The sequence below is a fragment of the Klebsiella sp. 2680 genome (genome assembly GCF_900198535.1).
In the GTDB taxonomy this organism is placed as follows: domain Bacteria; phylum Pseudomonadota; class Gammaproteobacteria; order Enterobacterales; family Enterobacteriaceae; genus Klebsiella; species Klebsiella indica.
The window spans coordinates 530,785-551,025 of record NZ_FZNJ01000003.1 but is presented as its reverse complement, the minus strand read 5'-3'; the positions used below and the strand labels follow the sequence as shown (position 1 = coordinate 551,025).

Annotated in this window: 18 protein-coding genes and 1 other RNA gene; 15 read left to right on the top strand and 4 right to left on the bottom strand. The window is 54.6% G+C overall.

The window, feature by feature from the left end; all coding sequences use genetic code 11:
* Nucleotides 1–32: 32 nt before the first annotated feature.
* The 5 genes from pgk to FN037_RS15725 all read left to right on the top strand — a co-directional run bounded on the left by pgk (nt 33) and on the right by FN037_RS15725 (nt 5,103).
* Complete coding sequence (pgk, locus tag FN037_RS15745) at nt 33–1,196, top strand: phosphoglycerate kinase (protein ID WP_138360799.1); 1,164 nt, start codon at nt 33–35, stop codon at nt 1,194–1,196.
* Nucleotides 1,197–1,293: 97 nt separating this feature from the next.
* Entirely contained in the window at nt 1,294–2,373 is a 1,080-nt protein-coding gene (fbaA, locus tag FN037_RS15740) for a class II fructose-bisphosphate aldolase (protein ID WP_009654956.1), read from the top strand.
* Between the two features lie 188 nt (nt 2,374–2,561).
* Entirely contained in the window at nt 2,562–3,419 is an 858-nt protein-coding gene (mscS, locus tag FN037_RS15735) for a small-conductance mechanosensitive channel MscS (RefSeq protein ID WP_138360798.1), read from the top strand.
* Between the two features lie 189 nt (nt 3,420–3,608).
* On the top strand, nt 3,609–4,244 hold the full coding sequence (gene argO / locus FN037_RS15730) for an arginine exporter ArgO (RefSeq protein WP_138360797.1): 636 nt from the start codon (nt 3,609–3,611) through the stop codon (nt 4,242–4,244).
* Between the two features lie 91 nt (nt 4,245–4,335).
* Nucleotides 4,336–5,103 carry an oxidative stress defense protein gene (locus FN037_RS15725; RefSeq protein ID WP_138360796.1) on the top strand — a complete coding sequence of 256 codons (768 nt, stop codon included), beginning with the start codon at nt 4,336–4,338 and terminating at the stop codon, nt 5,101–5,103.
* 187 nt (nt 5,104–5,290) lie between these two features.
* Here the strand turns inward: FN037_RS15725 and argP are convergent, their stop codons facing one another.
* Entirely contained in the window at nt 5,291–6,184 is an 894-nt protein-coding gene (argP, locus tag FN037_RS15720; protein ID WP_138360795.1) for a DNA-binding transcriptional regulator ArgP, read from the bottom strand.
* 169 nt (nt 6,185–6,353) lie between these two features.
* Between argP and rpiA the strand changes: the two genes are divergently transcribed.
* A complete protein-coding gene (gene rpiA / locus FN037_RS15715; protein ID WP_138360794.1) occupies nt 6,354–7,013 on the top strand; it encodes a ribose-5-phosphate isomerase RpiA in 660 nt (219 codons plus the stop codon).
* Between the two features lie 268 nt (nt 7,014–7,281).
* Nucleotides 7,282–8,514: a phosphoglycerate dehydrogenase gene (gene serA / locus FN037_RS15705; RefSeq protein ID WP_138360792.1), complete on the top strand. Its 1,233-nt coding sequence runs from the start codon at nt 7,282–7,284 to the stop codon at nt 8,512–8,514.
* A 113-nt stretch (nt 8,515–8,627) separates the two neighbouring features.
* Here serA and FN037_RS15700 read toward each other — a convergent pair whose 3' ends face one another.
* From FN037_RS15700 to zapA, 3 genes are all read right to left on the bottom strand, one after another.
* Complete coding sequence (locus FN037_RS15700; protein ID WP_142502659.1) at nt 8,628–9,224, bottom strand: 5-formyltetrahydrofolate cyclo-ligase; 597 nt, start codon at nt 9,222–9,224, stop codon at nt 8,628–8,630.
* Nucleotides 9,225–9,336: 112 nt separating this feature from the next.
* A non-coding RNA gene (gene ssrS / locus FN037_RS15695) (6S RNA) lies at nt 9,337–9,520 on the bottom strand.
* A gap of 41 nt (nt 9,521–9,561) precedes the next feature.
* On the bottom strand, nt 9,562–9,891 hold the full coding sequence (gene zapA, locus FN037_RS15690) for a cell division protein ZapA (RefSeq protein ID WP_004105598.1): 330 nt from the start codon (nt 9,889–9,891) through the stop codon (nt 9,562–9,564).
* Nucleotides 9,892–10,055: 164 nt separating this feature from the next.
* On the opposite strand from zapA, the gene FN037_RS15685 reads away from it, so the two are divergent.
* The 8 genes from FN037_RS15685 to FN037_RS15650 all read left to right on the top strand — a co-directional run bounded on the left by FN037_RS15685 (nt 10,056) and on the right by FN037_RS15650 (nt 20,193).
* The gene (locus FN037_RS15685) at nt 10,056–10,634 is read left to right on the top strand and encodes a YecA family protein (RefSeq protein WP_142502658.1); all 579 of its coding nucleotides are present in this window, start codon (nt 10,056–10,058) and stop codon (nt 10,632–10,634) included.
* Nucleotides 10,635–10,662: 28 nt separating this feature from the next.
* Complete coding sequence (gene pepP, locus FN037_RS15680) at nt 10,663–11,979, top strand: Xaa-Pro aminopeptidase (RefSeq protein WP_142502657.1); 1,317 nt, start codon at nt 10,663–10,665, stop codon at nt 11,977–11,979.
* On the top strand, nt 11,976–13,154 hold the full coding sequence (gene ubiH / locus FN037_RS15675) for a 2-octaprenyl-6-methoxyphenyl hydroxylase (RefSeq protein WP_138360788.1): 1,179 nt from the start codon (nt 11,976–11,978) through the stop codon (nt 13,152–13,154). Before pepP ends, ubiH begins: the two co-directional genes overlap by 4 nt.
* Before the next feature lie 10 nt (nt 13,155–13,164).
* Nucleotides 13,165–14,367: an FAD-dependent 2-octaprenylphenol hydroxylase gene (ubiI, locus tag FN037_RS15670; RefSeq protein ID WP_142502656.1), complete on the top strand. Its 1,203-nt coding sequence runs from the start codon at nt 13,165–13,167 to the stop codon at nt 14,365–14,367.
* Nucleotides 14,368–14,787: 420 nt separating this feature from the next.
* Complete coding sequence (gcvT, locus tag FN037_RS15665; protein WP_142502655.1) at nt 14,788–15,882, top strand: glycine cleavage system aminomethyltransferase GcvT; 1,095 nt, start codon at nt 14,788–14,790, stop codon at nt 15,880–15,882.
* Between the two features lie 23 nt (nt 15,883–15,905).
* Nucleotides 15,906–16,295, top strand: coding sequence for a glycine cleavage system protein GcvH (gcvH, locus tag FN037_RS15660; RefSeq protein ID WP_138360785.1), 390 nt, complete (start codon nt 15,906–15,908; stop codon nt 16,293–16,295).
* Between the two features lie 220 nt (nt 16,296–16,515).
* On the top strand, nt 16,516–19,389 hold the full coding sequence (gene gcvP, locus FN037_RS15655; protein WP_142502654.1) for an aminomethyl-transferring glycine dehydrogenase: 2,874 nt from the start codon (nt 16,516–16,518) through the stop codon (nt 19,387–19,389).
* Nucleotides 19,390–19,449: 60 nt separating this feature from the next.
* The gene (locus FN037_RS15650; RefSeq protein ID WP_138360783.1) at nt 19,450–20,193 is read left to right on the top strand and encodes an SDR family oxidoreductase; all 744 of its coding nucleotides are present in this window, start codon (nt 19,450–19,452) and stop codon (nt 20,191–20,193) included.
* Nucleotides 20,194–20,241: the final 48 nt, after the last annotated feature.

The window sequence follows — 20,241 nt, the reverse complement described above, 5'->3', positions numbered from 1 at the left end:
AACTTTATTAAGAATCAACGAGAGGATTCACCATGTCTGTAATTAAGATGACCGATCTGGATCTGGCGGGTAAACGCGTTTTTATCCGCGCGGATCTGAACGTACCCGTTAAAGAAGGGAAAGTAACCAGCGATGCGCGCATCCGCGCCTCTCTGCCGACCATTGAACTGGCCCTGAAACAGGGTGCGAAAGTGATGGTCACTTCTCACCTGGGTCGTCCTACCGAAGGCGAGTACAACGAAGAATTCTCTCTGCTGCCGGTTGTTAACTACCTGAAAGACAAACTCTCCAATCCGGTTCGCCTGGTAAAAGATTACCTGGATGGCGTTGACGTGGCTGCCGGTGAACTGGTGGTGCTGGAAAACGTTCGCTTCAACAAAGGCGAAAAGAAAGACGACGAAGCGCTGTCTAAAAAATATGCTGCTCTGTGCGACGTGTTTGTGATGGACGCATTCGGTACTGCTCACCGCGCCCAGGCTTCTACTCACGGTATCGGTAAATTCGCCGACGTCGCTTGCGCAGGTCCGCTGCTGGCCGCTGAGCTGGACGCGCTGGGTAAAGCGTTGAAAGAACCGGCTCGCCCGATGGTGGCTATCGTTGGTGGTTCTAAAGTGTCTACCAAACTGACCGTTCTGGACTCCCTGTCCAAAATCGCTGACCAGCTGATCGTTGGCGGTGGTATTGCCAATACCTTCGTTGCCGCTCAGGGGCACAATGTGGGCAAATCCCTGTACGAGGCCGACCTGGTTGATGAAGCGAAACGCCTGCTTGGCACCTGCGATATCCCGGTTCCGACTGACGTCCGCGTGGCGACCGAGTTTTCTGAAACAGCAACCGCGACCCTGAAATCGGTTAGCGACATCAAAGATGACGAGCAGATTCTGGACCTCGGCGATGCCTCCGCAGAAAAACTGGCTGCAATCCTGAAAAATGCAAAAACCATTCTGTGGAACGGTCCGGTTGGCGTGTTCGAATTCCCGAACTTCCGTAAAGGTACTGAAATTGTTGCCAACGCGATCGCCGACAGCGAAGCGTTCTCCATCGCTGGCGGCGGTGACACTCTGGCGGCAATCGACCTGTTCGGCATTGCGGACAAAATCTCCTACATCTCCACTGGCGGCGGCGCATTCCTCGAATTCGTGGAAGGCAAAGTTCTGCCTGCAGTAGCTATGCTCGAAGAGCGCGCTAAGCAGTAATTCAGTTCAGGCGGGGAGACCCGCCTGTTTTTCAGCGCGTGTAAAAGCTCGCGAACCTCCTTCAACGGTCGAAGATACAGATACAGGACTACGTAACATGTCTAAAATTTTTGATTTCGTAAAACCGGGCGTCATCACTGGCGACGACGTTCAGAAAGTGTTCCAGGTTGCTAAAGAAAACAACTTTGCTCTGCCAGCGGTAAACTGCGTGGGTACTGATTCCATCAACGCCGTTCTGGAAGCCGCAGCAAAAGTTCGTTCTCCGGTTATCGTTCAGTTCTCTAACGGCGGCGCGGCGTTCATCGCCGGCAAAGGCGTGAAAACTGACGTGCCTCAGGGCGCGGCAATTCTGGGGGCGATCTCTGGCGCGCACCACGTTCATCAGATGGCTGAGCATTACGGTGTTCCGGTTATTCTGCACACCGACCACTGTGCGAAGAAACTGCTGCCGTGGATCGACGGTCTGCTGGATGCGGGTGAAAAACATTTCGCTGCTACCGGCAAACCGCTGTTCTCTTCTCACATGATTGACCTGTCTGAAGAATCGCTGCACGAAAACATTGAGATCTGTTCTAAATACCTGGCGCGTATGGCCAAAATGGACATGACGCTGGAAATCGAACTGGGTTGCACCGGTGGCGAAGAAGACGGCGTGGACAACAGCCACATGGATGCTTCCGCTCTGTACACCCAGCCGGAAGATGTTGATTACGCGTACACCGAGCTGAGCAAAATCAGCCCGCGTTTCACCATCGCTGCTTCCTTTGGTAACGTGCACGGCGTTTACAAACCGGGCAACGTGGTTCTGACCCCGACTATCCTGCGTGATTCTCAGGAATATGTTTCTAAGAAACATAACCTGCCGCACAACAGCCTGAACTTCGTCTTCCACGGCGGTTCCGGTTCTTCTGCTCAGGAAATCAAAGACTCCGTAAGCTACGGCGTTATCAAAATGAACATCGATACCGATACCCAATGGGCAACCTGGGACGGTATCCTGCAGTACTACAAAACGAACGAAGCTTACCTGCAGGGCCAGCTGGGCAACCCGAAAGGCGAAGACCAGCCGAACAAGAAATACTACGATCCGCGCGTATGGCTGCGCGCCGCTCAGACCTCAATGGTGACGCGTCTGGAGCAGGCATTTAAAGAGCTGAACGCGATCGACGTTCTGTAACAAAATTCTTTTTTTAGTCTGGAGCCCGCAGCGATGCGGGCTTTTTTTATTTTTCGGGCAAGGCAGAACGTCGCGAAAAAATGTGATCAATTTGGCAAAACATACGCTTATTGTTTACCCTTAAGCTACCTGCCATTAGCAGGCTTAGTTATTTTATTTCCCGTCCGGGTATCCATAAGGAATGTTAAATGGAAGAGTTGAACGTTGTCGGTAGCATAAATCACGCCGGTTCATGGCTGGTGCGTAATCAGCAACTATTACTGAGTTATGCCGTCAACATCGTCGCGGCCATCGCGATTATTATTGTTGGTCTGATCGTGGCGCGAATTGTGTCTAATACTCTGAATCGTCTGATGCAGGCGCGACACATTGATGCCACCGTCGCCGATTTTCTGTCCGCACTGGCGCGTTATGCGGTTATTGCTTTTACGCTGATTGCCGCACTGGGGCGTGTAGGCGTGCAGACAGCATCGGTTATCGCCGTTCTTGGCGCCGCAGGTCTGGCCGTTGGCCTGGCGCTGCAGGGATCGCTGGCTAACCTTGCGGCTGGCGTGCTGCTGGTTGTTTTCCGTCCGTTCCGCGCGGGGGAGTACGTTGATCTGGGCGGTACCGCGGGAACGGTACTTAACGTCCAGATTTTTTCCACCACGCTGCGTGCCGCGGATGGCAAAATCGTTATTGTGCCGAACAAAAAGGTTATTGACGGTAATATCACCAACTTCTCCCGTGAACCGGTTCGCCGTAATGAGTTTATCATTGGCGTTGGATATGACTCTGATACGGATCTGGTGAAAAAGCTGCTTACCGATATCATTACATCTGATGAGCGTATCCTGAAAGATCGGGAAATGACGGTTCGTCTCCATGAACTGGGGGCGTCATCGGTGAACTACGTGGTGCGCGTATGGAGCAAAAGTAGCGATCTGCAAAGCGTTTACTGGGATATTCTGGAGCGTATTAAGCGTGATTTTGACGCCAACGGAATTAGCTTCCCGTATCCGCAAATGGATGTGAACGTTAAGAAGGTGAAAGAACAGGCGGAATAATATTCGCTTCAGGTTTTAGCGAAAAGGGCTCGCGGTTGATGATCGCGGGCCCTTTTTGTTTGCGACGACAAGCGCCTGTAAAAATCTTTTATTAGCTTTACTTATTAATGATTAAAAATATAAATTTCATCTAATAATCGTGCCGCGCTATAGTCAGTCCGAATTTACGACTCTGGCGGAAAATCCCATATGTTATCTTATTATTTCCAGGGGCTTGCTCTGGGAGCGGCGATGATTTTGCCGCTCGGTCCCCAAAATGCTTTTGTGATGAATCAGGGTATTCGTCGCCAGTATCATCTGATGATTGCTCTGCTTTGCGCGATCAGCGATCTGCTGCTCATTTGTGCCGGCGTGTTTGGCGGCAGCGCGTTGCTGATGCAGTCGCCGTGGCTGTTGGCGATGGTGACCTGGGGCGGCGTCGCCTTTTTATTGTGGTACGGTTTTGGGGCGATGAAAACGGCTTTTAGCCGACATCTGGAACTGGCCAGCGCGGAAGCGATGAAGCAGGGGCGCTGGAGAATTATTGTCACCATGCTGGCGGTGACCTGGCTGAATCCACATGTTTATCTTGATACCTTTGTGGTGCTCGGCAGCCTTGGCGGACAACTGGCAGCAGAGCCAAAGCGCTGGTTTGCCTTAGGTACCATTAGCGCTTCGTTTTTATGGTTCTTTGGTCTGGCCCTGCTGGCCGCCTGGCTGGCACCGCGTTTGCGTACGGCAACGGCGCAAAGAGTCATCAATCTGCTGGTCGGCCTGGTAATGTGGATGATTGCGCTACAGTTAGCGAAAGATGGCCTTGCGCATGTGCAGGCGCTGCTTAACTAAGCCTTCTCTGATGGACTTTCCTCATCTACGCGCTAAGCTGGTTGGCATGCGTCCACCTTATGGACGACTCATGTAAGATGGAGAAACGACAGTGAAGTTAAAAGTCATGGCCCTGGCGGCAGCACTCGGATTTAGCGTAATGGCCACACAGGCAAATGAATTGCCAAATGGCCCACATATTGTCACGTCAGGGACCGCCAGCGTTGCCGCGGTTCCCGATATCGCCACCCTGGCGATTGAAGTTAACGTCTCCGCGAAAGACGCGGCATCGGCAAAGAAACAGGCTGACGAACGTGTTGCCCAGTATCTTTCTTTCCTGGAAAAGAGCGGTATTGGCAGGAAAGATATTAACTCAGCCAATCTGCGTACTCAGCCTGATTATGATTATCAGAATGGTAAAAGCATTCTTAAGGGCTACCGCGCGGTGCGTAGCGTTGAAGTCACGTTACGGCAACTGGATAAGCTCAACGGTCTGTTAGATGGCGCATTAAAAGCGGGTCTGAATGAGATCCGCTCAGTGTCTCTGGGGGTTGCGCAACCGGACGCGTATAAAGATAAAGCGCGCAAAGCGGCGATTGATAATGCTATTCACCAGGCACAGGAACTGGCAGCCGGTTTCCATAGTAAGCTGGGGCCGGTCTATAGCGTTCGTTATCATGTCTCCAATTACCAGCCCAGCCCGATGGTGCGGATGATGAAAGCGGATGCGGCGCCAGTTTCTGCTCAGGAAAGCTATGAACAGGCGACAATTCAGTTTGATGATCAGGTGGATGTGGTGTTTGAACTGCAACCTGCGCAGTCTGCCTCTGCACCGTCCACGCCAGCAAAAGCTGCTGATGAGTCAAAAGCGGCGCAATAGACTATGTTGCCCGGCCTGAATGCCGGGCTTTTCCGATGGTCATTGCGTCAACATGATATCGGCGACACGCTGAATCGTTTAGCAAAGCCCGCCGTGAACCCTCGCCCAATGTGAACCGATTGCATAAAGTCAGATTACTGTAACTCGTCATTCACTGGCTGGATGGCTCCCACCCTGAAAGCCTGGCCTAATCTTGCCTTAATACTTTGTGCCCATAATTGATCAGCGCATCGGTCACCCGGCGCATCATGCGGCTCTCCGGCGCGAAACGGTGCCAGTAGAGCATCCGGCGCTGGAACAGGCCAGGGGTGAGGTCAATAAGCTCACCGCTGTTCAACTCTTTCTCAATCTGCAGATGCGGGATCATACAGCAGGTGGTTCCCTGACGAGCTAACTGCACAAAGGCTTCAGAAGAGTTCACGATATGGCAGGGGACGCTGCCCGGCGGTAAGTCGAAATTCTGCTGTAAGAAAGCCTGGTGCATATCGTCGAGATGATCGAACGCCACCACCGGCGCTTTGAGCAGCGCCGAACGGGTGACGCCGTTGGGAAAATAGCGTTGCGCAAACTCTTTAGAGGCGACGAACAGATAGTCGAGAGCCCCGAGCTGGTCGACCAGGCAACTGGGCAGTGCCTGCGGCTGAATACTGACTGCCCCGACGACTTCACCGCGGCGCAGACGTTCCTGGGTACGGGTTTCATCTTCCACCTGTAAATTGAGGCGAATAGGGGAGTCGGAGAGTACGCTGGAAAGCGCGGGCAGCAGCCAGGTTGCCAGACTGTCGGCGTTGACCGCCAGCGACAGCAGCAGCGGCGTGGAGCCGGTTTGCTCATCGCCCAGCCACTCCTCTTCCAGCAGCTCGACCTGACGCAGCAGGGCCAGCAATTTTTGCCCTTGCTCGGTAGGACGCGGCGGTACGGTGCGCACCAGCAGCGGTTGGCCAAACATATTTTCCAGTTGTTTAATGCGCTGTGAGACGGCGGACTGGGTGATACAAAGCTTCTGCGCGGCGCGCTCAAATCCTCGTTCCCTGATTACCGCGTCCAGCGCCTGTAGTGTTCTGTAGTCCGGTCGTTTCATTGCTCTGACGTACCCCTAATACTTTTCGTTAACTCGCACTATGACATAAATTTGCTTTTGATGAAGACGAAAAAATTGTCTGCTGCGTTGTGTGATCTTCGTCGCAGGGACAATAACACCCCTGGTGTTCTATAATGCGCCACAGGCAATTACATTTCGGACCATAATCATGACGCAAGATGAACTGAAAAAAGCAGTAGGCTGGGCGGCATTGCAGTATGTACAGCCGGGCACCATCGTTGGGGTTGGTACGGGTTCCACGGCGGCACATTTTATTGACGCGCTGGGCACCATGAAAGGGCAGATTGAAGGGGCGGTTTCCAGCTCCGATGCCTCAACCGAAAAACTGAAAAGCCTCGGTATTACTGTTTTTGATCTTAACAGCGTTGATCGTCTGGGCATCTATGTCGACGGTGCTGACGAGATTAACGGCCATATGCAGATGATTAAAGGCGGCGGTGCGGCGCTGACGCGGGAGAAAATTATCGCCTCGGTTGCTGACAAGTTTATCTGTATCGCCGATGCTTCTAAGCAGGTCGATATTCTCGGTACATTTCCGCTGCCGGTTGAAGTGATTCCGATGGCCCGCAGCGCCGTGGCGCGTGCGCTGGTTAAGCTGGGCGGTCGTCCGGAGTATCGTCAGGGCGTGGTGACCGACAACGGTAACGTGATCCTCGACGTATATGGCCTGGAGATTCTTGACGCCGTGGCGCTGGAAAATGCCATCAACGGTATTCCCGGCGTGGTAACCGTCGGCCTGTTTGCGAATCGTGGCGCGGATATCGCGCTGATCGGCACCGCCGATGGAGTAAAAACCATCACGAAATAGTCTGACCGGGGGAGTGAACCTGCTCCCTCGCCAATATTTTTTCATCAGGTTCATTTTGGTGACTTATGTCACATTTATTCTCAAATCATGAGTAACAGTCTGTCTTTCTTTTTCTTTATGGTGTTTTGTTCTGTCATTTCCCGCTGAGTGATATTTCTTCAGGTTGTTGACGCAAACGTTCATATTGCCGCGATAGTTTTTTTTGATATGTTGCTGAGAAGAACTTTCGTTCCGCACGACATCAGTTAAGACAAAACAGGACGGGGAAATGGCTAAGGTATCACTGGAAAAAGACAAGATTAAATTTCTGCTGGTTGAAGGTGTACATCAAAAAGCGGTGGATAATCTCCGCGCGGCGGGCTACACCAATATCGAGTTTCACAAAGGCGCGCTGGATAGCGAAGCGCTGAAAGCGTCGATCCGTGATGCTCATTTTATTGGCCTGCGTTCCCGTACTCATCTGACTGAAGAGATTTTCGCGGCGGCGGAAAAGCTGGTTGCCGTCGGCTGTTTCTGTATCGGTACCAATCAGGTTGATTTGAATGCGGCGGCAAAACGCGGTATTCCGGTGTTTAACGCGCCGTTCTCAAATACGCGCTCCGTTGCTGAACTGGTTATTGGCGAATTGTTGCTTATGCTGCGCGGCGTGCCGGCGGCAAACGCGAAAGCACATCGCGGCGTGTGGAACAAACTGGCGGTTGGCAGCTTCGAAGCGCGCGGCAAAAAGTTGGGCATTATTGGCTATGGTCATATCGGTACCCAACTGGGTATCCTGGCCGAATCGCTGGGGATGCACGTCTATTTCTATGATATTGAAAGCAAATTACCGTTAGGTAACGCCGTTCAGGTACAGCATCTCTCTGATTTGTTGAATATGAGCGATGTTGTGAGTCTGCATGTGCCGGAAAACATCTCCACTAAAAATATGATTGGCGCGGAAGAACTGGCGCTGATGAAGCCGGGCGCGCTGCTGATTAACGCCTCTCGCGGCACAGTCGTTGATATCCCGGCCCTGTGCGAGGTGCTGGCGAGCAAACATCTGGCGGGCGCGGCGATTGATGTATTTCCAACCGAACCTGCGACCAACAGCGATCCGTTTAACTCCCCGCTCTGCGAATTTGACAACGTTATCCTGACTCCGCACATTGGCGGTTCAACTCAGGAAGCGCAGGAAAATATCGGTCTGGAAGTCTCGGGCAAGCTGGTGAAATACTCTGATAACGGTTCGACGCTTTCTGCGGTTAACTTCCCTGAAGTGTCGTTGCCGCTGCACGGTGGCCGCCGTCTGCTGCACATCCACGAAAACCGTCCGGGCGTGCTGACCTCGATTAACCAGATCTTTGCGGCACAGGGTATTAACATCGCGGCGCAGTATCTGCAGACCACGCCGCAGATGGGTTACGTGGTTATCGATATCGAAGCGGAAGAAGATGTGGCACAGACCGCATTGCAGGCGATGAAGGCCATTCCGGGCACTATTCGCGCTCGTCTGCTGTTCTAATCCCCTTTGTTGCCAGCGGGCAGGTCAGCAACCTGCCCCTTCTCTCGGCTTCATACCGCAATTCTGACGTTTCTCTCGCTCATACAAACGCGCTGCTGGCGATTAAAGCCGATTTACCAGATCCAGGTTTTTGACGGCGTGATGACCGCTGGCAGCGGGATATCCCACTGCTCTGCCGGTAGCGCTTCGACCTGCTGGCAATCGTGAGCGTAGCCGACCGGCTGAAGATAGTATTGCCGCCAGTTTTGCAGCGTCCGGTCGTAAAATCCGCCGCCCATTCCCAGGCGTTGCCCGACGGCATCGAACGCCACCAGCGGCGTAATCAGCACATCCAGTTGGCTGAGGGGCAGCACATCGCGCACATCAAGTCTGGGTTCGTGGATTTTCAAACGATTGACGACCAGGTCACTGTGCGGGTGGTAGTGTAAAAATAACAGATTGCCCGGACTGAAAGGGTGAAGGACGGGGAGAAAAACCCGCTTGCCCGCTCGCCAGAGTTGGTCAATGAGCGGCTGCGTATCCAGTTCGCCATCAAACGAAAGAAATACTGCGACCGTATGCGCAAGCAAAACAGGAGGATACACCATCATTCTGTCTGCTGCCTGCAGGGCAAACAGTGTTTGCTGCTCCGGTGTTAACGCGCGTCGGCGCTGGCGGATCTGCTGGCGAATGTGTTGCCTGGTGTACGGGATATCTGACAATAGCGTCATGCCTGAATCTCATTGGTGTACAAACAATAGTGAGCAAACAATACAAACAGGCATAGTGTAATACACGATGGCATAAGCCGGAAATGAAGTCGGGGGATGGAACGATAAAGAAGGAATCTCCGAGATGCCGCCGCAGGCTGTAACCCTTGAACCCTTGGTTCAAGGTGAATGTGTCGTCACGGTTTTAAGGCTTCTCGGACGAACCGAGCATGCTCACCAACCATGGAGCGCCACATTCTTGTGGTATGAAATATCGGCTCAGGGGACTGGCCCGCTTGCAAACATCTCAGAGAAATTTTGTTCTTGCGATTACTCTAACACAGTTAAATGCAAAGTGTTATTCAAACTTCTGCCCGGGTCTTTCGCTTATGCGACCTTGCTCAAGCAACGCTTGTTCGATGGTCTGCTGAAGCATCCGAATACGCTGCTCCATACTGGCGGCGTAGTCGCGGGTTTTCGCTTTTTCCTGAGTCAACTCATAGCTGATGTTCAACGCGGCGATGAACACCAACTGCTCAGTATTTGTGACTCTAGTGCGTTCTTTTAAATCTTGCAACCGCTGATTCAGGTCATCAGCGGCCTGGTTTAAGGCATCCCTTTGTTCGGGCGGGCAATTCACGCGGAGTGAACGGCCAAAAATCTGGAGATCTACGGGTTGTGCAGACATGCCACCTTCCTGCTGATTAACTGCGCGGCCTTCGCGCCAAGGAGGCTCCGCGAAGGGGCGACACTATAGCTACCCTGGTTCGGAGATACAAGTCCTATTCTGGTTCACCAGGGTCCAAAGTGGTAGCATATCATGAATATTCCTCCCAACGATGACGAATGCGCATGTCTATACAGAACGAAATGCCTGGTTACAGTGATGTAGACCAGTTACTGAACCAACAAGGGGTGGGATTAACGCCTGCCGAAATGCACGGATTAATCTGTGGGATCCTGTGTGGCGGCAACAAGGACAGCAGCTGGCAGCCTCTGGTGCATGACCTGACTAACGAAGGACTGGCTTTTGGCCATGAACTGGCGCAGGCGCTGCGTCACATGCATTCCGCCACCAGTGATTCGCTGGAAGATGACGGCTTTTTGTTCCAGCTTTACTTGCCGGATGGCGAGGCGGTGAGCGTGTTCGATCGTGCCGATGCGCTGGCGGGCTGGGTGAACCATTTTCTGCTTGGGTTAGGCGTGACGCAGCCTAAGCTGGATAAAGTCAAAGACGAAGCGGGCGAAGCGATTGACGATCTGCGCAATATCGCCCAGCTCGGGTACGACGAAGACGAGGATCAGGAAGAGCTCGAAATGTCCCTTGAAGAGATTATCGAGTACGTCCGCGTTGCAGCGCTGTTGTGCCACGATACGTTTTCAATGCAAAAACCTACTGCGCCGGAAGTTCAGAAGCCGACACTACACTAATTATTCACTAAATTGTTCAGGGGGCGTCATGACTCAGCAGGAATTTCTCTCTCGTCGCCAGGCTCTGCTGGCGCAGATGCAGCCAGGCAGCGCGGCGTTGATTTTCGCCGCGCCGGAAGTCACGCGTAGCGCAGATTCGGAATATCCCTACCGGCAGAATAGCGATTTTTGGTATTTCACCGGCTTTAATGAGCCGGAAGCGCTGCTGGTGCTGATTAAAAGCGATGAAACGCACAACCACAGCGTATTGTTTAACCGCGTTCGCGATTTGACCGCTGAAATCTGGTTTGGCCGTCGTCTTGGGCAGGAGGCCGCGCCGGCGAAGCTGGGAGTCGATCGCGCGCTGGCGTTTAGTGAAATTAATCAGCAACTGTTTCAGTTGCTTAATGGCCTTGATGCTATTTATTTTGCCCAGGGCGAATATGCATACGCCGATGAACTGGTGTTTAACGCGCTGGAAAAACTGCGTAAAGGCGTGCGTCAGAATCTGCAGGCACCGAACTCGGTGATTGACTGGCGGCCAGTCGTGCATGAAATGCGCCTGTTTAAGTCAGCGGAAGAGCTGGACGTGATGCGACGCGCCGGTGAAATCTCCGCGCTGGCCCATACCCGCGCCATGGAAAAATGCCGTCCAGGGATGTTCGAATACCAGCTGGAAGGTGAGATCCTCCATGAGTTCAACCGCCACGGCGCGCGCTTCCCTTCTTATAACACCATCGTGGGCGGCGGTGAAAATGGCTGCATTTTGCACTACACCGAGAATGAGAGCGAACTGCGCGACGGTGATCTGGTGCTGATTGATGCCGGCTGTGAATACCATGGCTATGCGGGCGATATTACCCGTACCTTCCCGGTTAACGGTAAATTCAGCCCGGCGCAGCGCGAGATTTACGATATCGTCCTTGAATCGCTGGAAACCTCGCTGAAGCTTTATCGCCCCGGCACCTCAATTAATGAGGTTAACCAGCAGGTGGTGCGGATTATGATTAGCGGCCTGGTACGTCTGGGAATACTGAAAGGGGATATTGACGAACTGATGGCTAATAACGCCCATCGTCCTTTCTTTATGCATGGTCTGAGCCACTGGCTGGGACTTGACGTACACGATGTGGGGAATTATGACGTCGACCGCTCGCGTATTCTTGAACCGGGAATGGTGCTGACCGTTGAGCCGGGTCTGTATATTGCGACGGATGCTGATGTTCCGGCGCAGTATCGGGGTATCGGCATTCGTATCGAAGATGACATTGTCATCACCGAAGACGGCAACGAGAACCTCACCGCGGGGGTGGTGAAAAACGCGGACGATATTGAGGCGCTGATGGCGGCGGCGCGCCAGCTATGAGCGTACTGATCGTTGGCGGTGGAATGACCGGTGCGACGCTGGCGCTGGCGATTTCTCGCCTGACCGGCGGTAATCTGCCGGTGCATCTGGTTGAAGCATCGGCGCCGGAATCCGCGAAGCATCCGGGCTTTGACGCGCGGGCGATCGCACTGGCGGCCGGAACCTGCCAGCAACTGGCCAGGATCGGTATCTGGCAGGAGATTGCCGACTGCGCGACGGCCATTCAGCGCGTCCACGTCAGCGATCGCGGGCATGCGGGATTTGTGACGCTTGACGCCCGGGATTACGCTCTGGCGGCACTAGGTCAGGTGGTTGAACTACACGATGTCGGCCAGCGCCTGTTTGCGCAACTGCGCAAGGCGCCTGGCATCACGCTGCACTGTCCGGCTAAAGTTGCGGAGGTTAGCCGCAGCGTGGGGGACGTTAGTCTTACTCTGGACAATGGTGAAACCCTTAACGGTAAACTGCTGGTGGCGGCCGATGGTTCGCGCTCCACTCTGGGGGCGCGCTGCGGGATAAGCTGGCAGCAGCAGCCCTATGAACAACTGGCGATTATCGCCAACGTCAGTACCGCTCGGCCGCATAACGGCCAGGCATTCGAACGCTTTACCCGACATGGCCCGCTGGCGATGCTGCCGATGTCGCAGGGGCGCGGTTCGCTGGTGTGGTGTCATCCGCAGTCGCGGCATGAAGAGGTGCTCGGCTGGTCAGATGAACGTTTCTGCGATGAACTGCAGCAGGCATTTGGCTGGCGGCTTGGCCAGATAACTCACGCCGGAAAGCGTAGCGCTTATCCGTTATCGCTGACTGCCGCTACCCGCACGGTTACGCATCGTCTGGCCCTGGTGGGTAATGCGGCGCAGACGCTGCATCCCATTGCCGGACAGGGGTTTAACCTCGGCCTGCGGGATGTGATGAGTCTGGCGGAAATGGTTGCGCAGGCGCATGCCGTTGGTCAGGATCCGGGCGACTATGCGCTTTTGAGCCGTTATCAGGCGCGACGCGCCGACGACAAAGCCGCCACGATTGGCGTGACCGACGGTCTGGTGCATCTGTTCGCCAATCGTTGGGCGCCGCTGGTCGTGGGGCGCAATGTCGGTCTGATGGCGATGGAATTATTTACCCCGGCTCGCGATGCGCTGGCGCAGCGTACCCTCGGTTGGGTCCCCCGTTAAGGAGTGAAACGTGCAAAGTGTTGATGTCGCCATTGTGGGCGGTGGAATGGTGGGGCTGGCGGTTGCCTGCGGGTTGCAGGGTAGCGGGCTGCGCGTTGCGGTGCTGGAACAGGCTGAGCCTCAACCGCTGAACGCCGATGCGCCGCCGGCGCTGCGGGTGTCGGCGATTAACGCCGCCAGCGAAACGCTATTGAGCAAACTGGGCGTCTGGCAGGATATCATTGCCCGACGCGCCAGTTGCTATCACGGCATGGAAGTGTGGGATAAAGACAGTTTTGGTCGCATTCGCTTCGATGATCAAAGCATGGGCTTTAGCCACCTGGGGCATATTATTGAAAACGCGGTGATACACCATGCTCTGTGGCAAAAAGCGCAGCGTTGTTCCGACGTCACCTTGCTGGCTCCGGCCCAGTTGCAGCATGTCGCCTGGGGGGAAAATGAAGCCTTTCTTAGCCTGCAGGATGGCAGTATGTTAACCGCCCGGCTGGTGATTGGCGCTGACGGCGCCAATTCGTGGTTGCGCAACAATGCCGACATTCCGCTGACGTACTGGGATTATCAGCATCACGCGCTGGTCGCTACCATTCGCACTGAAGCGCCGCACGAAGCGATTGCTCGCCAGGCGTTCCACGGCGAAGGCATCCTGGCGTTTTTGCCGCTGAGCGATCCGCATCTCTGCTCTATCGTCTGGTCGCTGTCTCCCGAGGCAGCGAAACGGATGCAACAGGCAGAGGCACCCGCTTTCAACCAGGCGCTGAATATTGCTTTTGATAATCGTCTGGGGTTGTGCGCCGTTGAGAGCGAGCGTCAGGTCTTTCAGTTGACCGGCCGCTATGCCCGTCAGTTTGCCGCCCATCGCCTGGCGTTGGTTGGCGATGCCGCTCACACTATTCACCCGCTGGCCGGGCAGGGCGTTAACCTTGGTTTTATGGATGCCGCCGAGCTGATTGATGAACTGAAACGCCTGCATGCGCAGGGTAAGGATATCGGTCAGCATCTGTATCTGCGTCGCTACGAGCGCAGGCGTAAGCATAGCGCAGCGTTGATGCTGGCGGGGATGCAGGGATTTCGCGAGATGTTCTCCGGCAGCCATCCGGCGAAGAAGCTACTGCGCGACATCGGCCTCAAGCTGGCGGATACGTTACCCGGCGTGAAGCCACAGCTTATTCGTCAGGCGATGGGGTTAAACGACCTTCCTGCCTGGTTACGTTAAGTTCGTCACATTTATTTCCCCGGCCTCCGCGCCGGGCTACCCTCTCTCATTTGAAATAATCTAATTTCACCTCTTTTTTCGCATTAGTTTTATTAATGCCGTCTTATTTTCATCACCGATCTTAGGTTTTTAATTCAACATTAAATGTCATAATTTTCTGCTTCATTGGCGATTTTGTTTTATTTTGCGCGGAATAATAGGTGATTTTTTAGTTTAAAGTTCTGTTGGTTGTGCCGTGGATTTTTGTCATAAGCTAATGTGATGTCCTGATTTAGCTTATGGTTTAGTCCGGATTTCGGTGGTAAGTTCAGGCCAAAGAGAACGTTTGCGTCGGTGTTCGTCAGCGATGGCGGCGGCGCGTTTGCGGCGTAAAATCGCTAAAACCAGTGGCTGGTTTCCGTTTTATTCGATGAGGAAAAGATGGCTCAACAGACTCCGTTGTTTGAACAACACACGTTATGCGGCGCGCGCATGGTGGATTTCCATGGCTGGATGATGCCGCTGCATTACGGATCGCAGATCGATGAGCATCACACGGTGCGTCGTGATGCCGGGATGTTTGATGTGTCGCATATGACCATCGTGGACTTTCATGGTAGCCGTATCCGCGAATTTCTGCGCTATTTACTGGCGAATGACGTGGCGAAGCTTACCGTCCCGGGTAAAGCGCTCTATAGCGGAATGCTGACTGCCTCCGGCGGTGTCATTGATGACCTGATTGTTTATTTCCTTTCTGAAGATTATTTCCGCCTTGTTGTTAACTCCGCCACCCGTGAGAAAGATCTCGCCTGGATTGCTCAGCATTCTGAATCCTATGGCCTTGGGGTAACCGTGCACGACGATCTTTCCCTGATTGCCGTACAGGGGCCGAAGGCGCAGGAGAGAGCGGCCACGCTGTTTACCGAGACCCAGCGGCAGGCCGTTGAAGGCATGAAGCCCTTTTTTGGCGTGCAGTCCGGCGACCTGTTTATCGCCACCACCGGCTATACCGGGGAAGCGGGCTATGAAATCGCGCTGCCGAACGAGCAGGCGGCAGGTTTCTGGCGTGGCCTGCTGGACGCAGGCGTTAAGCCGTGCGGCCTTGGCGCCCGGGATACGCTGCGCCTGGAGGCGGGGATGAATCTTTACGGCCAGGAGATGGATGAAAGCGTCTCTCCGCTGGCGGCGAATATGGGCTGGACCATCGCCTGGGAGCCCGCTGATCGTGATTTTATCGGTCGCGAAGCGCTGGAACTGCAGCGTGAAAAAGGCACCGAGAAGCTGGTGGGGCTGGTAATGACTGAGAAAGGCGTCCTGCGCGGCGGCCTGCCGGTCCACTTTAGCGATGCCGATGGTAATCAGAAAGAAGGCATTATCACCAGCGGCACCTTCTCCCCCACACTGGGTTACAGCATTGCCTTAGCGCGTGTGCCGGCAGGCATTGGTGAAACCGCCGTGGTGCAGATCCGCAACCGCGAAATGCCGGTAAAAGTGACGAAACCCGTTTTTGTACGCAACGGCAAAGCCGTGGTGTGATTTCCCCTTTTGGAGATGAATTGATGAGCAACGTACCAGCAGAACTGAAATACAGCAAAGAACACGAATGGCTGCGCAAAGAAGCGGATGGCACCTATACCGTCGGCATCACTGAGCACGCGCAGGAGCTGCTTGGCGATATGGTTTTCGTTGACCTGCCGGAAGTGGGCGCGACCGTTGACGCGGGCGCTGACTGCGCCGTTGCCGAGTCGGTAAAAGCGGCTTCTGATATTTATGCGCCAGTTAGCGGTGAAATCGTTGCCGTCAATGAAGATCTGAACGATTCCCCGGAACTGGTCAACAGCGAGCCATATGCGGGCGGTTGGATCTTCAAAATCAAAGCCAGTGACGAAAGTGAAATCGATGCGCTGCTGGATGCAACCGCATACGAAGCATTGTTAGAAGACGAATAAATACGCGTCATCCTTCATGTTGCAGGTGTGTTGGCCTCCTCGCTTATCCCAGTCACTTACTTATGTAAGCTCCTGGGATTCTCTGCGTCGCCGCCGTCCTGCCATGTGAATGATTTTGCGTATTCGTTTTCGCACGCGTAGGCCCGGTAAGCGTTAGCGCCACCGGGCAATTGAGCCAGAGACAACCACGATTCACCGCACGTTTCAGGAACCATCGCCCATGACACAGACGTTAAGCCAGCTTGAAAATAGCGGCGCTTTCATTACACGCCATATCGGACCGGATGCCGCGCAGCAGCAAGAGATGCTGAATGCCGTTGGCGCCGGGTCGCTAAACGCCCTAATCGGCCAGATTGTGCCGCAAGACATTCAGCTTGCCACGCCGCCGCAGGTAGGTGAAGCGGCGACGGAATACGCCGCGCTGGCAGAATTAAAAGCGATTGCCGGTCGCAACAAGCGCTTCACGTCTTACATTGGCATGGGTTATACCGCGGTGCAGCTGCCGCCGGTTATCCTGCGCAATATGCTGGAAAATCCGGGCTGGTACACTGCGTATACGCCTTATCAGCCGGAAGTTTCGCAGGGGCGTCTGGAAGCGCTGCTGAATTTCCAGCAGGTGACGCTGGATCTGACCGGGCTGGATATGGCCTCCGCTTCGTTGCTGGATGAAGCCACCGCCGCAGCGGAAGCGATGGCAATGGCAAAACGCATCAGCAAACTGAAAAACGCCAGCCGTTTCTTTGTCGCCTCTGACGTTCATCCGCAAACGCTGGACGTGGTGCGCACCCGGGCGAAAACCTTTGGTTTCGATGTTATTGTCGATGATGCGGAAAAAGCGCTGGATCACCAGGATGTGTTCGGCGTGCTGTTGCAGCAGGTTGGCACCACCGGTGAAGTTCACGACTACAGCGCGCTGATTAGCGAACTGAAGTCGCGTAAAGTTATCGTTAGCGTGGCCGCTGACTTTATGGCGCTGGTGCTGCTGACGGCGCCGGGCAAGCAGGGCGCGGACATTGTGTTCGGCTCTGCGCAACGCTTCGGCGTGCCGATGGGCTACGGCGGCCCACACGCGGCGTTCTTTGCCGCCAAAGATGAATTTAAACGTTCCATGCCGGGCCGTATTATCGGCGTATCGAAAGATGCGGCGGGAAATACCGCGCTGCGCATGGCGATGCAGACTCGCGAACAGCATATCCGTCGCGAAAAAGCCAACTCCAATATTTGTACTTCACAGGTGCTGCTGGCCAACATCGCCAGCCTGTATGCCGTTTATCACGGCCCGGTTGGGCTGAAGCGCATTGCTAATCGCATTCACCGCCTGACCGACATTCTGGCGGCGGGCGTACAGCAAAAAGGGCTGAAACTGCGTCACGCACACTATTTTGACACCCTGTGTGTGGAAGTCGCGGATAAAGCCGCCGTTCTGGCGCGCGCGGAAGCGGCAGAGATCAACCTGCGCAGCGACATCCACAACGCCGTTGGCATCACGCTGGATGAAACGACAACCCGCGAAAATGTGCGGCAACTGTTCTCTGTCCTGCTGGGTGACGACCACGGCCTTAACATTGATACGCTGGATAAAGATGTGGCGCTTGATAGCCGCTCAATTCCGGCCTGCATGTTGCGTGATGACGCGATCCTGACGCATCCGGTATTTAACCGCTACCATAGCGAAACGGAGATGATGCGCTATATGCATGCGCTGGAGCGTAAGGATCTGGCGCTGAACCAGGCGATGATCCCGCTGGGTTCCTGTACCATGAAGCTCAATGCCGCCGCCGAGATGATCCCCATCACCTGGCCGGAATTTGCGGAACTGCATCCGTTTTGTCCGGCAGATCAGGCGGAAGGGTATCATCAGATGATCAGCCAGCTTTCTGACTGGCTGGTGAAACTGACGGGCTATGACGCTGTGTGTATGCAGCCGAACTCTGGCGCACAGGGCGAATACGCGGGTCTGCTGGCGATTCGTCATTACCACGAAAGCCGCAATGAAGGGCATCGTGATATCTGCCTGATCCCCGCTTCGGCTCACGGCACCAACCCGGCTTCAGCGCATATGGCAGGAATGCAGGTGGTGGTAGTGGCCTGCGATAAAAACGGCAATATCGACTTAGCGGATCTGCGGGCGAAAGCGGAGCAGCATGCGCAGAACCTCTCCTGCATCATGGTCACTTACCCATCCACCCACGGCGTGTACGAAGAAACCATTCGTGATGTGTGCGAGATAGTGCATCAGTTCGGCGGTCAGGTTTATCTTGATGGTGCCAATATGAACGCGCAGGTCGGCATTACCTCTCCGGGTTTTATCGGCGCAGACGTTTCGCACCTCAACCTGCATAAAACCTTCTGCATTCCGCACGGCGGCGGCGGCCCGGGTATGGGGCCGATCGGTGTGAAATCGCATCTGGCGCCGTTTGTTCCGGGTCACAGCGTGGTGCACATCGAAGGGATGCTGACCCGTCAGGGCGCGGTGTCTGCCGCCCCGTTCGGCAGCGCATCCATTCTGCCGATCAGCTGGATGTACATCCGCATGATGGGGGCGGAAGGGCTGAAGCAGGCAAGTCAGGTGGCGATTCTGAACGCCAACTATATCGCCAGCCGGCTGAAAGATGCATTTCCGGTGCTGTATACCGGTCGTGATGGCCGCGTGGCGCACGAGTGTATTCTCGACATCCGTCCGCTGAAAGAAGAGACCGGCATCAGCGAACTGGATATTGCCAAGCGTTTGATCGACTACGGCTTCCATGCGCCGACCATGTCGTTCCCGGTGGCGGGTACGCTGATGGTTGAACCGACGGAATCGGAAAGCAAGATGGAGCTGGATCGCTTTATCAATGCGATGCTGGCGATTCGCGCGGAAATCGATCGCGTGAAGGCCGGTGAGTGGCCGCTGGCGGATAACCCGCTGGTTAACGCGCCGCACACGCAGGGCGAACTGGTGAGCGAGTGGAACCATCCTTACAGTCGCGAGCTGGCGGTATTCCCGGCAGGGCTGAACAATAAATACTGGCCGACCGTGAAACGTCTGGATGATGTTTACGGCGATCGTAACCTGTTCTGTTCCTGCGTACCGATCGCTGAATATCAGTAATCAGCTGATTCGACTATCTTTTAAAGGCGCTTCGGCGCCTTTATTTTTAGGAGAAATGATATGGCAATAGCACTGGTTACCGGCGGTAGTCGTGGGATAGGACGGGCGACGGCTCTGCAACTGGCAGAAGAGGGCTATACCGTCGCGGTTAACTTTCATCACAATATTCGAGCGGCTACAGAGGTCGTGAATTCGATTATTGCCGCAGGCAGGAATGCCTTTGCTTTGCGTGCCGACATCAGCGACGAAAGCCAGGTTATGGCGATGTTCGAAGCCATCGATCGCGAAGCTGAGCCGCTGAGCGCGTTGGTGAATAACGCCGGGATTTTGTTTGAACAGAGCACGATAGAAAATTTAACCGCTGAACGGATTAATCGCGTACTGGCGACCAATGTGACAGGCTATTTCCTCTGTTGTCGGGAGGCGGTAAAGCGGATGTCCAGAAAGCACGGGGGGCAGGGTGGTGCGATTGTTAATGTTTCATCTGTGGCATCGCGGCTGGGAGCGCCTTTCGAATATGTTGACTATGCGGCGTCAAAAGGGGCCGTGGATACGCTCACTACCGGGCTGGCGCTGGAAGTAGCGGCCCAGGGGATTCGCGTGAACTGTGTGCGCCCTGGTCTTATCTATACCGAAATGCATGCTTCCGGCGGTGAGCCAGGGCGGGTTGATCGCGTTAAGTCGATGCTCCCTATGCAGCGCGGCGGCCAGCCGGAGGAGGTCGCGCAGGCCATTGTCTGGTTACTGAGTGAGAAAGCTTCGTATGTGACGGGGAGTTTTCTTGAATTAGCGGGTGGAAAATAAACGCCCGGTAGCGCTAATTGCTTACCGGGCCTATGGTTTTGTAGGGCG

Coding starts and splice junctions, on each gene's coding strand:
- argP (WP_138360795.1), bottom strand. CDS start 6,184: ATGAAACGACCGGACTACAGAACACTACAGGCGCTGGACGCGGTAATC.
- FN037_RS15650 (WP_138360783.1), top strand. CDS start 19,450: ATGGCAATAGCACTGGTTACCGGCGGTAGTCGTGGGATAGGACGGGCG.
- pepP (WP_142502657.1), top strand. CDS start 10,663: ATGACTCAGCAGGAATTTCTCTCTCGTCGCCAGGCTCTGCTGGCGCAG.
- pgk (WP_138360799.1), top strand. CDS start 33: ATGTCTGTAATTAAGATGACCGATCTGGATCTGGCGGGTAAACGCGTT.
- mscS (WP_138360798.1), top strand. CDS start 2,562: ATGGAAGAGTTGAACGTTGTCGGTAGCATAAATCACGCCGGTTCATGG.
- gcvT (WP_142502655.1), top strand. CDS start 14,788: ATGGCTCAACAGACTCCGTTGTTTGAACAACACACGTTATGCGGCGCG.
- FN037_RS15700 (WP_142502659.1), bottom strand. CDS start 9,224: ATGACGCTATTGTCAGATATCCCGTACACCAGGCAACACATTCGCCAG.
- serA (WP_138360792.1), top strand. CDS start 7,282: ATGGCTAAGGTATCACTGGAAAAAGACAAGATTAAATTTCTGCTGGTT.
- zapA (WP_004105598.1), bottom strand. CDS start 9,891: ATGTCTGCACAACCCGTAGATCTCCAGATTTTTGGCCGTTCACTCCGC.
- fbaA (WP_009654956.1), top strand. CDS start 1,294: ATGTCTAAAATTTTTGATTTCGTAAAACCGGGCGTCATCACTGGCGAC.
- FN037_RS15685 (WP_142502658.1), top strand. CDS start 10,056: ATGTCTATACAGAACGAAATGCCTGGTTACAGTGATGTAGACCAGTTA.
- gcvP (WP_142502654.1), top strand. CDS start 16,516: ATGACACAGACGTTAAGCCAGCTTGAAAATAGCGGCGCTTTCATTACA.
- argO (WP_138360797.1), top strand. CDS start 3,609: ATGTTATCTTATTATTTCCAGGGGCTTGCTCTGGGAGCGGCGATGATT.
- ubiH (WP_138360788.1), top strand. CDS start 11,976: ATGAGCGTACTGATCGTTGGCGGTGGAATGACCGGTGCGACGCTGGCG.
- gcvH (WP_138360785.1), top strand. CDS start 15,906: ATGAGCAACGTACCAGCAGAACTGAAATACAGCAAAGAACACGAATGG.
- rpiA (WP_138360794.1), top strand. CDS start 6,354: ATGACGCAAGATGAACTGAAAAAAGCAGTAGGCTGGGCGGCATTGCAG.